Genomic DNA, 12,812 nt, shown 5'->3' with positions numbered 1-12,812 from the left:
GACCATCCGCACCGACGCCGAAAGGGCATCCGTGAGCACGAGCTGGCTATTTCATTCGGGCACCATCTTCAACGGCCGCAACGTCCTGCCCGCAGGCAGCGCGCTCGCCGTGCGCAACGGCCGCATCCTCGCAGTGGGGCCCGAGGCACAGGTCCGCCGCGCGCTCCCGGACCCGCGCAACGACGTGTCCCTGGCCGACCGCGCACTGTCCCCCGGCTTCATCGACGCGCATGTCCATGTCCTGATGGGCGGGGTGGAATCCCTGGCCTGCGATCTCACCGGCGCCGACGGCCCCGACGACACCCTGGCCGCCATCGCTTCCTTCGCCGCCACCCACACCGGCGACTGGATCACCGGCGGCGGCTGGTCCATGAGCGATTTCCCCGGCGGCACGCCCACCGCCGCAATGCTGGACCCCCTCACCGGCGAGACCCCCACCTACCTGGTCAACCGCGACTACCACGGTGCCTGGGTCAATTCCGCGGCCCTGCGGCTTGCCGGGATCACCGCGCAGACGCCGGACCCGGTCGACGGCCGCATCGAACGCGATGCACACCGGAAACCCACCGGAACCCTGCACGAGGGCGCCATGGACCTGGTCAACGCCCTGATCCCCGCACCCGATCCGGCCGCCCTGCGCGCGGGGCTGCTGGCCGGACAGCGGTACCTGCACTCCTTCGGGATCACCGGATGGCAGGAAGCGCTCCTGGGCAACTACGCCGGCTACGCTGACGGCTCGCCCATCTACCGCGGGTTGCTGGCCGAGGGCCTGCTCACCGGCAAGGCGGCAGGCGCACTCTGGGTTCCCCGCGAGACCACCCTCGAGTCCGTGCCCGCCCTGGTCGACAATTTCCTGGCCCGCCGGAAGGAAAACGCCGTCGCCGGATTCCGCACCACCACCGCGAAGATCATGGTCGACGGGGTCGCGGAGAACCGGACCGCCGCCATGCTCGATCCCTACCCGCGCTCCTGCGATTGCGCCCCCGACTCCCCGGACGAGACCGGGCTGCGCTACCTCTCCGCCGAGGTGCTCACCGCGGTCGCCGTGGCGCTGGACGCCGCGGGATTCGACCTGCACCTGCACGTCATCGGCGACGGCGCCGCGCGCATGGGCCTGGATGCACTCGAGGCCGCCCGCGCGGCCAACGGCGCCACCGGCGGGCGCCACCACCTCGCCCACGTACAGGTCATCCACCCCGACGACGTGGCAAGGTTCGGGGCCCTGGGCTTGGGCATCAACGCCCAGGCGCTCTGGGCCTGCAACGACGAGCAAATGCTGGAGCTGACCAACCCGATCCTGGGCGGGGAACGCGCCGGCTGGCAGTACCCCTTCCGCTCCCTGATCGATGCCGGGGCGCACCTGGTGATGGGATCGGACTGGCCGGTTTCCACGCCCGACCCGTTTGCGGCCATCCACGTCGCGGTCAACCGCACCGAGCCCGGCCACCCCCAGGGAACGCCACTGGTCCCGGAGCAGGCCATCACGGTGCTGGAGGCCATGCGCGGATACACGGCCGGCAGCGCCTGGGTGAACCGCGACCATGAAGGGGGACACCTCCGCCCCGGGGCACGGGCCGACCTGGCGCTGCTGGATGCCGATCCATTCTCCATCCCCTCCCGCGACCTGCACCGGGTGGGGGTGGAACTCACCCTCGCCTCCGGGCACGCGGTCTTCACCCGGGCCACCGCGGGTGTCTAGGGGCACCGCTTCGGCTCCAGTTCTCCCGCAGGCATCTTTTACTCGAACCCCCGTTCACTTTATCCATGCAAGGAACCTCCATGAGCAGCATTCCTGCCACCTCCAACGGCACCCACGTCTCCTTTGACCGCATCGAGGCGGCCGTTTCCGGGTCCACCATCGACGCGGCGCTGTCCGGCACCGACTACTCCCCCTACTGGCTGCAGCACCCCGACCGCCCGGCCCCGCTTCCGGCGTTGGAAGGCAGCGTGTCCACCGACCTGCTGGTCGTCGGCGGCGGCTACTCCGGGTTGTGGACCGCGTTGCTGGCCAAGGAAGCGGACCCTGCCCGGGATGTCACCCTGATCGAATCTGAGACCATCGGCTGGGCCGCCTCCGGGCGCAACGGCGGTTTCTGCGAGGCATCGCTGGTGCACGGGGCATCCAACGGCGAAAAGCACCTGCCCAGGGAAAACAAGCGGCTCACCGAGCTTGGCGCCGAAAACCTCGCCGGCATCGTCGAAACCATCCAGAGGTACAACATCGACTGCGACCTGGCACCGAGCGGCGTGCTGAACGTCGCCACCGAACAACACCAGGTGTCCTGGCTCAAGGAGGAGGCGGCGGCCAACCCCGAAGTGCCCTTCATGGACGCACAGGAGGTCAGGAGCCACATCAACTCGCCGATCTTCGAGGGCGGAAACTGGGAAAAGCACACCACCGTGCTGGTGCACCCGGCCAAGCTCGCCTGGGGCCTGCGCCGGGTCGCCCTGGAGCTGGGCGTGAAGATCTTCGAGCACACCAAGGGCGAGGAACTGACTTCCACCCCCGAATCGATCGGGGTGCGCACCGGGGCGGGGCACATCACCGCCGCGCGGGTCGCCCTGGCCACCAATGTGTTCCCATCGCTGCTCAAGCGCCACCGGATGCACACCATCCCGGTGTACGACTACGCCCTGATGACTGAGCCGCTGACCGATCAGCAGCGTGCGGCCATCGGCTGGGAGGAAGGCATGGGCCTGGCCGACATGAACAACCGCTTCCACTACTCCCGCCCCACCGTGGATGCGAACGGCGGCTGGCGCATCCTCTTTGGCGGCTACGACGCCGTCTACCACTACGGGCGGGGCGTCAAGCACCAATACGACACCCACCACGAGACCTTCCGGAAGCTCGCCGCGCACTTCGTGGGCACCTTCCCGCAGCTGGAGGGCATCAGGTTCTCCCATGCCTGGGGCGGGGCCATCGACACCTGCAGCCGCTTCTTCGCCTTCTTCGACACCTCCCACGGCGGACGCGTCGCCTACTGCGCCGGGTACACCGGACTGGGCGTGGGTGCCACGCGCTTCGGGGCACGGGTCATGCTCGATCTGCTCTCGGGCGCCACGACCGAGCTGACCGAACTGGAAATGGTCAGGAAGAAGCCGTTGCCCTTCCCCCCGGAACCGGTGGCCTGGCTGGGCGTCAAATTGATGACCAACGGCCTGGTCAAGGCCGACCGGAACGAGGGCAGGCGCGGCCCGTTCCTCAAGGCCATGGACCGGCTCGGAATGGGGTTCGACTCGTGAGCACCCCCGACTTCCCGCACCTGTTGGGCGGCCAGGCATTGCGCGTGAACCGCGTGCCCCTGGACCACAAACCGGTGGCCCCCTCTCAGGCGGCCGACGAAACCACCACCACCGCGCTGGTGGAACTCGGCACCCTGGCCGGGACCGAATTCGGGATCTGGGAGATGGCCGCCGGCTCCCTGTACGACGTGGAGGCCGAGGAAATCTTCGTCGTCACCGCCGGGCACGGCACGGTGGTCATCGCCGCCTTCGAGGGCCACCCCGCCCGCACCGCCGACCTGGTGCCCGGAACCATCATGCGCCTGAGCGCTGGCATGCAGACCACCTGGACCGTCACCGAGCCGCTTCGCAAGATCTACTTCACCCCCACGGATACCACCGGGAGCAATTCATGAGCACCGCCGGCCAGGGCAACCAGTACATCAACGGCTCCTACCGCGTGGGTTCGGGCCCGACCGCCGAACGCATCAACCCCGCCACCGGGGCGGTCGACTCGGTCATCGACTATGCAGGCCCCCGGGATGTCGAGGACGCGGTGGCCGCCGCCGCTACGGCCTTCACCACCTGGTCGCGGCTGACCCCCGGTGCCCGCTCCGACTTCCTGCTGGCCTTCGCCACCGAGCTGGCCTCCCGCGCCGGGCAGCTCGCCGCGCTGGAAACCGCCCAGACCGGCAAGTCCACGCGCATGTCCACCGAGTTCGACGTACCCGGCACCATCGACAACGTGAACTTCTTCGCCGGCGCCGCACGCCACCTGCAGGGCCAGGCCGCCGGGGACTACGCCGGAAACTCCACCTCGATGATCCGCCGCGAGGCGATCGGAGTGATCGGCTCGATCGCCCCGTGGAACTACCCGCTGCAGATGGCGGCCTGGAAGATCCTTCCGGCGATCGCGGCCGGCAACACCATCGTGCTCAAGCCCAGCGAACTGACCCCGGCAACCTCGCTCGTCTTCGCCGAGGCGGCCACCGCCGCAGGCATCCCCGACGGGGTCATCAACATCGTCACGGGTTCCGGCCGCGAGGTCGGCGAGGCCCTGGTCCGCCACCCGCAGGTGGCCATGAGCTCCTTCACCGGTTCCACGGCCGTGGGCCGGCGCATCATGGAAATGGCCGCCGAGACCGGCAAGCGCGTGCACCTGGAACTCGGCGGCAAGGCGCCGCTGGTCGTCTTTGCCGACGCCGACGTGGAGGCCGCGGCCCACGGCGCCGTGGCCGGTTCCACCATCAATGCCGGCCAGGACTGCACCGCCGCGACCCGTGCCTACGTGCATTCCTCGCTGTTCGGGAAGTTCACCGCACGGGTGGCCGAACTCATGGACGCCATGGTCGTGGGAGATCCCGCCGACCCGGACACCGACATGGGCTCGCTGATCTCCTTCGCCCACCGCGACAAGGTCGCCTCCATGGTCCAGCGCGCCCGGGACTCCGGCGCCAGCGTGCTGGCCGGCGGGCTGGCCCCGGAGCTGCCCGGGGCGTTCTACCGCCCCACGCTCATCACCGGCGCCGCACAGGATTCCGAGATCGTCCAGGACGAGGTCTTCGGTCCCGTGCTGGTCGCGCTGCCCTTCGAGGCCGATGAACAGGGCATCGCCCTGGCCAACGACACCCCCTACGGGCTGGCCGCCTCGGCCTGGACCGGCAACGTGAACCTGGCAATGCGTGCCGCCGCCCAGATCCAGGCCGGCTGCGTGTGGATCAACGAGCACATCCCGATCGTCTCGGAAATGCCGCATGGCGGGTATAAGGCCTCGGGCTTCGGCAAGGACATGAGCTCCTACTCCTTTGAGGAATACACCAACGTCAAGCACGTGCTGATCTCCCACGACACCGATGTGCACAAGGCCTGGCAGGACACCGTCTTCAAGCAGCGCTAGGTCCCCGGAAATCCTGCGGACGATTGCGGGATCCATTGGGGGGTCCGGCACCGCCCGTTGCCGTAGTCTCGAGGCATGGAATTCATCCGGTACCAGAGCAACACCCCCAACCGGCATGGCCGCTTCCCGGGTGTGTTTGCGCTGGGCAACGGGCTGGCGGCCTCCGGAATGCTTACCCCGGTCGATGCGGCCTGGCACCGTGCCGCCAACGATGCGGCCAACGGCTTGTATCCAGATCCCGTCATTGCGTCCCCGGAATGCTATTCGCCGCCCGGGGCCCGTTCCTGGTTCAAAGGCACGGCCTCCCACTTGCTGGAGATGACCGAGGGATACCTTCGGCTGCTGGACCGGTACGGCGTCGGGTGGGTCGAGTTGCGTTCAACCGGCCCGGGGACGCTCACGCATGAGGACGACGTCCAGGTCGTCGCCGTTCCCGGGGACACCGCCGGGCACCGGGGCTGATTCCGGGCACCGGGTCACGACGCCTGGTGATGCGGCGGAAAACCGGGTCCCCAAACCCTGGTCCCCAAGCTGGTTGTCGCCAAGGTCCTTCCGGGCAAGAATCGCACCGTGGGGCCGTCTGCCCGGGTCGGTCCTCGTGCGGACCCCACGCACGCTGAAGCCGGCATCCTCGAGTGCGCCGGACAGTTCATGCACCGGCCACCGGTAGGCCCCCACGATCTGGTGGTCGAAGGCCTCAAGTCGCGGACCCTCGAAGAACCCGGCCACGAGGTAGCCGCCGGGTTTGAGGCAGCGGGCGAATTCGTCCAGGATCTTGCCCACGTCCCCGGGATCGGTGTGGATGATCGAGTACCAGGACAGGATCCCGGCGACCGATCCGTCAGGCACCTGGAGGTCCTCGAGGCTGCCGTCCCGGAAGGGCACCCGCGGGAACCGTTGCCGCGCACGCTCGACGAATGCCGGGGCGAGATCCACCCCCGTGACCTCGGCGCCATGTTCCTGCAGGAAATTGGTCCAGTGGCCGGGACCGCATCCGGCATCAAGGACCAGCCCGTCGGCAAGCTTCGCCTTCTTGAGCACCAGTTCGCGGTCGTCCCGATGGACATGGTCCATGGAGCCCACGGCCTGGATGTATTCTTCGGCACGCCGGCAGTACGCATCGCGCACGCGAATTTTCGACATGGGATCGATTCCAGCCGGGCACATCCTGGTGCTGCGCGGTCCAATTTCCCGTTCCGGGACCGGCTTCCCGGAGACCGCCGGCTGGCACACACGCCGGTTGTTCTTCTCGAATCGCTACACTGTTCCCTTGGGCAATCCTTGGGGACGCAAGGCCTTCCAACCGATCTGGAGCTGAACTTTCATGGGTGGACACCACCACGGCGATGTACTCGTCGACCCGGCCAGGCGCCGCCGCGCCAACCTCATCCTGTGGATCCTGCTGGCCCCGGTCGGGGTGCTGGCCTTCGTGGCCACCCTGGTCCTCTGGCCCAGCGGCGGCATCACCCAGGCTCCCCTGGGTGATGTCTTTGACACCGCGAACGGCGTGGAGCTCTCCACCGGCACCGTCACGCGGACCGTGAGCGAGACCTGTCCCTCCACCCAGGGCCTGGACGAGGTCGGCGGCAAGGAACTGCCGTGCGATGTTTCCTACGTCGCACCCGAAGCCGGCGGCGCATCCTTCGCCTTGGAGGTGCCCCCGGAAACCACCCAGTCCCGGCCCCTGGTGGCAGGGGACAAGATCAAGTACCTCGATTTGTCGCACACCACCGATTCCTCGGCACCCTACGTCTTTGTTGACTTCGTGCGCTCGACCCCGCTGGTCCTGCTGGGGATCATCTACGCGGTGGTCGTCTGCCTGGTCGCGCGTTGGCGCGGGCTGCGTGCGCTGGCCGGGCTCGTTGGCGGGCTGGCCTTTATCGTCGGCTTCATGATTCCGGCGCTGCTGGAGGGCGAGTCCCCGATGCTGGTCGGGCTGACCACCTCCACCGTCGTCATGTTTGCCGCCCTGTATTTTGCCCACGGCTTCTCGGCCAGGACCTCCACGGCCCTGCTCGGGACACTTTTCGGGCTGGGAGTCACCGCGGCGATTGCCGTCTGGGCCACCGATGCGGCGGCGCTCACCGGGGCCACTGACGACGCGGCGCTGACGCTGAGCACCGTGGTGCCGCAGCTGAGCCTCTCCGGGCTGTTGCTGTGCGGACTGCTCATTGCCGGCATGGGCGTGCTCAACGACGTGACCATCACCCAGTCCTCCGCGGTGTGGGAGCTGGCGGAGATCGCACCGCACTCCACCGCCCGGCAGCTTTTCGCCTCGGGCATGCGCATCGGCCGGGACCACATCGCCTCGACGGTCTACACCATCGCCTTCGCCTACGCGGGTGCGGCCCTGCCCATCCTGGTGCTGGTCAGCCTGTACGACCGGCCCCTGGTCGACACCCTCACCACGGGGCAGATGGCCGAGGAGGTCATCCGCATCCTGGTGGGTTCGATCGGCCTGGTCCTGGCCATCCCGGTGACCACCGCAATAGCGGTGGCTGTCGTCAAGGCGGTCGGCTCGGGCGCAGCTCCCGCCGAAGCCGCCTCCCGGCCAACCGGACGGCGGGCCCTGGTTCCGTCGGCATCGGTTTCGCCCCTGCCGGACGGGGTCCCGGTGGATGCGGGCCGGCACCTCGACGCCTAATGCGAATCGTTCTTGTTTAAGGTAGGGTGGGAAACCGAACGCAATATCCCTTCACCCGACACAAGGACCTTCCCGCCCCATGAATCGCCGCGCCCGCACCCTGCTTCCCCTGGCCCTTGCCGGAACCCTCGCACTTGCCGCCTGTGGCGGCAACGCCGCCGGCGACGAGCCGGCCCCCGGCAGCGAGCAGCTCCAGGTGGTCACCAGCACCACGGTATACGCCAACCTCGTGGAAAAGGTCGGCGGCGACGCGGTGCAGGCCACCGCCCTCATCGACTCGGTGTCCCAGGACCCGCACTCCTACGAGGCGACCTCGCGTGACAAGCTCGCGATGTCCAAGGCCCGGCTGGTGGTCGCCAACGGCGGCGGATACGACGCCTTCATGGATGTGCTGGCCAAGGACCTGGACCTTCCCGCCACCACCGTCATCCGCGCGGTGGACACCTCCCCGGTGGCCGATGAGGGCGAAACCGACGAGGAACACGCTGACCACGCGGGCGAAACCGCCGAGGACCATGCCGGCCACGACCACGCCGCCTTCAACGAGCACGTCTGGTACGACCTCGAATCCATGCGCCTGCTCTCCGACGAGATCGCCGCACGGCTGTCCGCCCTCGACCCGGCGAAGGCCTCGACCTTCACCGCGAACGCGGCGGAACTGGCCACCGAGCTCCAGGGACTGGAAGCCAAGGTCGCAACCCTGCGCGGCTCGCTGGAAGCCAAGCACTTCGCCATGACCGAACCGGTGCCCTTCCACCTGCTTGAGGACCTGGGGATGGAGGACGCCACCCCCGAGGGCCTGAGCGAATCCATCGAGGGCGGCAGCGAGGTCTCACCGCAGGCCTTCAACGAGATGGGCAGGTTGTTCGACAACGGCGCCATCGACGTGCTGGCCTACAACACCCAGACCCAAAGCCCGCAGACCGAACGCATCCGCGCCCTGGCCGACGCCGCCAACGTCGAGGTCATCGACTTCACCGAGACGCTGCCGCCGAGCACCGACTATGTCTCCTGGATGGACGCGAACATCCGGGCCCTGGAGGCACTGGCCAAGTAGCATTGCCTCCCGCCGGGCAGGAAAAAGGTCCGTGGGGCGCGAACCGATGGTTCGCGCCCCACGGACCTTGCCGTTTCCCTCCTGCCGTCAGCTCGCCGGCTCGGCGGTGTTGGGCCAGCGCAGCAGCGCGGCAATGCCCACGCCCTCGGGCAGCACGCCCTCGGGCACATAGCGGATGGTGGCATCGGTCAACGCCGTGGCACGCAGGAGCACCTCGGGGGCCGGCCAGGACCCGATGACCGATTCGGAATGTTCCTCGGAGTCCTCGCCGCACAGCCACGGGTCGGCATCCAGGGCCATGAGCGTCTCATCGTCCTGGTACTGCCCCACCAGCACCGTGTCGGCCTGGGCCTGCTGCAGCGCGGCCACGACCTCGTCGAAGCCCAGGGCCAAATCCGGTCGGTCGTTTCCGGTGCGATTGGCCACGCGCTTGGACAGTTCCTCCACGTCCCGGCCCAGGACCTCGTCGACCTGTCCCTGCACGGCGGCGGCGAAGGCCGCCTGGTCCGCGCCACCGGTGCGCGTGTGCTGCTCGAGGATGCTGGTGATCGGCTTGTGCGCCGAACCGAGCTTGCCGGCCACCAGCTCGCGGGCCTTGATGTCCCCGGCCAGCACGATCAGCTTCACGTAGTTCTCGCGTGCCAGCTCGTCGATCTGCTTGGCCAGCTCGTCCGCGTTGCGCCGCCAGATCTCCTCGGTGTTGGAGCGGTTCTTGGGTTCGTCGTAGCGGCCCGGAACCTTCCGGGCGTGGTGTGCCTCCTCGGGGTCCCCGGTGACGCCGCGGGACTCGCCGACGCCTTGGACCGAGGAATGGTAGAGCCGCACCTCGCCGCCGTCCTTGCTGGCCTCGGCCACCAGGTAGGGGAATTGCCCGCCGCGGGCGCGGGCCAGGGCGACCAGGTTGGGGAACGGGCCGCAGTCGACGTCCGCGGCCTCGACCTTCAGTCCGTCAATGAGCTCGTCGAGAACCACCTCTCCGTTGTTCACCGCGACGAAGCGGGCCACCGGGGATGCATGGCCCTGCGCCGGCAGCAGCGCTTCGGCCATGGCGGCAATGTCGGCCTCCGAGGCCTGCTGCGAGGCGAGCAGCTTGCCCACGACCTCGGGCAGTGCGTCAACCGCTTCCTGCGCGGCGGTTGTTCCAAGCGAAACGTCTACGAGGGCGGTACACCATTGGCCCTCTCGACGGTAGAGCGAGGCGTCGATTCCTGTGGAACCTGCGCGTGATGCCATGGGGGAGCTCCTTCCCACGCGGGGAAGCCCGCGTGCCGATTCGAACCGTCTGCTCACCGTAGCACCGCTGGAGGTCCCGCCGAAAGGGTCTGCCCAGAAGGGCTCCCAGCCGGTACCATGATGTCATCCGTGCCCCGCGGCCCTGGACCGTGGGCACGAATGAAACGGCACGTCGGGGCCCCTTTGCCGGGCTTTTCCTAGAGCCCCAGCACGCTGGTGGCGATCAGGAAGTAGATGATCAGCCCGGCCGCATCCACGAAGGTGGAGATGAACGGGTTGGAGAACACCGCCGGGTCCGCGCGCACCGCCTTGCCCAGCAACGGCATCAGCCCGCCGATGCTCGCGGCCATGGTGCACACCCCCAGCAGCGTGAGCCCGATGACCAGCCCGATGGGCACCTCGAAGGCCAGCGCAGCGATGGCGAAGCCCAGGGACCCGAGCAGCAGGCCCAGCAGCGCGCCGACCCGCACCTCGCGCACAAGCACCTTGAACACGTCGCGCGGGCGCACGTCCCCCAGCGCCAGGGCGCGGGTGATGGTGGTGGCCGCCTGGTTGCCGGTGTTTCCGCCGGTGCCGATGAGCAGCGGGATGAACAGCGAGAGCACCACCTGCGCCTCGAGGGTCGCCTCGAACGCGCCGATGACCTGGACCGTCAGGGTGGCGCCGAGCGCCAGCACCAGCAGCCACACCACCCGGGCCCGCACGATGGAGCGCACCGGGGTTGCCAGGTAGGGGCGGCGCAGCGGCTCGGTGCCACCGGACCGCGCCGCGTCCTCGGACTCGGCATCCTCCAGGATCCGCAGCGCGTCATCGACCGTCAGGATCCCCACGAGGCGTTCCTCGGCGTCAACGATCGGCAGCACCAGGATCTTGGCGTCGGCGCAATAGCGGGCGGCTTCCTCCGCGTCGAGCGTCGCACCCACGCTGATCGGCTTCTTCATGATGTCCTGCACGCGCTCGGCCGGTTCGGCGCGCAGCACATCGCGCAACGACACCACGCCCACCAGGTGCCGGCCCGTGTCCGTGACGAGGATGGTGTAGACGGACTCGGCGTCGTCGAGCTGGGCGCGCACCCGCCCCAGGGTCTCCCCCGCACTCATCTCCGGGTGGGTGATCACGAACTCCGGGCTCATGTAGCGCCCGACCGCGCCCTGCGGGTAGCCCAGCACGGTGCTGGTCAGCGCGCGTTCCTTCTCGGTCAGTCCCAGGATCAACCGGTTCGCCACCGCGGCCGGCAGCTCGTCGAGCAGCGCCACCCGGTCATCGGGGCTCATCGCCGCAAAGACCTCGGCAACGTCGGCCTCCTGCAGGCCCGCGACCAGGTCCGCCTGCAAGGAGGCGTCAAGTCGCTCGAAGACCTCCATGGCCCGGTCCTTGGGCAGCGTGCGGTAGGCCAGCGCCCGGTCAAAGGTGTTCAGGCGTTCAAGTTGTTCCAGCGTCTCGGCGGTCCCCAGGGGGTGGAACACCCTTGAAGTCGCGGCAATGTCGTTGGCGGCCAGGGCCTTGGCCAGTTGTTCCGCGCTGAAATCAAACGAGCTGGTGGGCGTCTTGATCATGATCCGGTTCCCTCCGGTGAAAACACACGCATGCATCGCGCAGGCGCGTGCTTGGCGACGTGTGCCAGGAATGGGTGGTGTGGGCTGGGTGTTGCGCAAAAACACAACCGCGCAGCAGGCGCCGGAATCCCCGGGACGGCCCGCTGTGGCCTCCGGCCGTGATCCGTTCACCGGGATCTGCAGCCTCGGCGCGGTGCGCGCAAGGGTGCGGGATCCATTCCCCCGGAGGGCCGGTGCATGGGCATCCGGCGGAGGAAGGGAGGATCAGTGCTGGAGGGCCAGGGCTTCCCGAGCACCCAGGTGATGCTCGCGCGGCGTGATAGATCGACTAGGTCCGTCATCCATGCGTGCGGTCACCTCCATCCGTCCTCGGGGCCCGAAATTCCCTGGACGGCCGCCGTTTTCCGGGCAAGCCGCACCGGGTCGGGGCGTCCTTCCCATCCTAGGCCACCACCGCTTCGAACGGCCAATGCGGGTCCCCGCCCCGGGTCCCGGACCCCGTGGTGCATCCTCCCCGGTTCAGCCCCGGGGCGTCGCGGAGGTGGGAACCCAGTACCGCTTGGTCGGCCCGTCGGAGGCCTCGATGATGTTCTCCAGCACTCCCCCGTTGGCCTCGATGGTGCGGGCCGAAGCGAGGTTGTCTTCCCGGCAGGTCACCAGCGCCGTTTCGATGTTGCGCTGGGCCAGTTGCGCCAGCGACAGGCTCAGGATTTGTGTGGCGTAGCCGCGGCGCCGGTGCGCGGGACGCACCGCGTAGCCGATGTTCCCGCCGACGGCCCGCAGGTTCTCATTGAGTTCGAACCGGATGGAGGTGCGGCCCACCAGGTGCCCGTCGACGAAGGCGCCCCACAGCGCCGAGCGCACCCATCCCGGAGGCAGGCCCAGTCCGTCCTCGTGCGCCTGCAATTGCTCCAGGTAGGAATCAAAGCCCCGCCGGGAGGAGTAGCCAAGCAGGAAATCAAAGTCCTCGGCGTCCAGTTCGGTGCGCGCGGCAAGCGCCTCGGAGCCGTCGGCGGCGGTGAAGGGGCGAATCTCAAGCATGGTTCGAACGCTACCAGCCGGAAACCCGCACCGGAAAAAGAGCGACGGCCCGGCCGCGGCCCGCCGGGTCCGGGGACAGGGCGCGCAAGTCCGGGCCGGGCGAACCCACGTAGATGATGAACCCGGCGAGGGTGACGGGGGGGAGCCCCACCCCCCCCA

General features: G+C 68.7%; 11 protein-coding genes. 7 read left to right on the top strand and 4 right to left on the bottom strand.

Going from position 1 to position 12,812, the window contains the following annotated elements:
• Positions 1-31 precede the first annotated feature (31 nt).
• The 5 genes from J2T21_RS15070 to J2T21_RS15050 all read left to right on the top strand — a co-directional run bounded on the left by J2T21_RS15070 (position 32) and on the right by J2T21_RS15050 (position 5,584).
• The gene (locus J2T21_RS15070; protein WP_307582352.1) at positions 32-1,699 is read left to right on the top strand and encodes an amidohydrolase; all 1,668 of its coding nucleotides are present in this window, start codon (positions 32-34) and stop codon (positions 1,697-1,699) included.
• An 80-nt stretch (positions 1,700-1,779) separates the two neighbouring features.
• Positions 1,780-3,246 (top strand): NAD(P)/FAD-dependent oxidoreductase, encoded by a 1,467-nt coding sequence (locus J2T21_RS15065; RefSeq protein ID WP_307582350.1) that lies wholly within the window; start codon positions 1,780-1,782, stop codon positions 3,244-3,246.
• Positions 3,243-3,641: a cupin domain-containing protein gene (locus J2T21_RS15060; protein WP_307582348.1), complete on the top strand. Its 399-nt coding sequence runs from the start codon at positions 3,243-3,245 to the stop codon at positions 3,639-3,641. The genes J2T21_RS15065 and J2T21_RS15060 overlap by 4 nt, the downstream gene beginning before the upstream one ends.
• Positions 3,638-5,122 carry a gamma-aminobutyraldehyde dehydrogenase gene (locus J2T21_RS15055; protein WP_307582346.1) on the top strand — a complete coding sequence of 495 codons (1,485 nt, stop codon included), beginning with the start codon at positions 3,638-3,640 and terminating at the stop codon, positions 5,120-5,122. Before J2T21_RS15060 ends, J2T21_RS15055 begins: the two co-directional genes overlap by 4 nt.
• Before the next feature lie 75 nt (positions 5,123-5,197).
• Positions 5,198-5,584, top strand: a complete 387-nt coding sequence (locus J2T21_RS15050) for a hypothetical protein (protein WP_307582345.1) — start codon at positions 5,198-5,200, stop codon at positions 5,582-5,584.
• Here the strand turns inward: J2T21_RS15050 and J2T21_RS15045 are convergent.
• Entirely contained in the window at positions 5,501-6,265 is a 765-nt protein-coding gene (locus J2T21_RS15045) for a class I SAM-dependent methyltransferase (RefSeq protein ID WP_307582343.1), read from the bottom strand. The two genes, J2T21_RS15050 and J2T21_RS15045, sit on opposite strands and share 84 nt — an antisense overlap.
• Before the next feature lie 181 nt (positions 6,266-6,446).
• Here J2T21_RS15045 and J2T21_RS15040 point away from each other — a divergent pair, with 181 nt between their 5' ends.
• The gene (locus J2T21_RS15040; RefSeq protein ID WP_307582341.1) at positions 6,447-7,766 is read left to right on the top strand and encodes a YibE/F family protein; all 1,320 of its coding nucleotides are present in this window, start codon (positions 6,447-6,449) and stop codon (positions 7,764-7,766) included.
• Between the two features lie 79 nt (positions 7,767-7,845).
• Positions 7,846-8,823, top strand: coding sequence for a metal ABC transporter solute-binding protein, Zn/Mn family (locus tag J2T21_RS15035; RefSeq protein ID WP_307582339.1), 978 nt, complete (start codon positions 7,846-7,848; stop codon positions 8,821-8,823).
• 87 nt (positions 8,824-8,910) lie between these two features.
• Here J2T21_RS15035 and J2T21_RS15030 read toward each other — a convergent pair whose 3' ends face one another.
• The 3 genes from J2T21_RS15030 to J2T21_RS15020 form a co-directional block, all read right to left on the bottom strand.
• The gene (locus tag J2T21_RS15030) at positions 8,911-10,056 is read right to left on the bottom strand and encodes a baeRF2 domain-containing protein (RefSeq protein WP_307582337.1); all 1,146 of its coding nucleotides are present in this window, start codon (positions 10,054-10,056) and stop codon (positions 8,911-8,913) included.
• A 197-nt stretch (positions 10,057-10,253) separates the two neighbouring features.
• On the bottom strand, positions 10,254-11,612 hold the full coding sequence (gene mgtE / locus J2T21_RS15025) for a magnesium transporter (RefSeq protein ID WP_307582336.1): 1,359 nt from the start codon (positions 11,610-11,612) through the stop codon (positions 10,254-10,256).
• 519 nt (positions 11,613-12,131) lie between these two features.
• Complete coding sequence (locus J2T21_RS15020; RefSeq protein ID WP_307582334.1) at positions 12,132-12,653, bottom strand: GNAT family N-acetyltransferase; 522 nt, start codon at positions 12,651-12,653, stop codon at positions 12,132-12,134.
• Positions 12,654-12,812: the final 159 nt, after the last annotated feature.

Origin of the sequence: Paeniglutamicibacter psychrophenolicus, from assembly GCF_030812255.1 — a bacterium.
Classification (GTDB): Bacteria; Actinomycetota; Actinomycetes; order Actinomycetales; family Micrococcaceae; genus Paeniglutamicibacter; species Paeniglutamicibacter psychrophenolicus_A.
The sequence above is the reverse complement of the archived record's forward strand: the minus strand, read 5'-3'. Positions and strand labels throughout refer to the sequence as shown.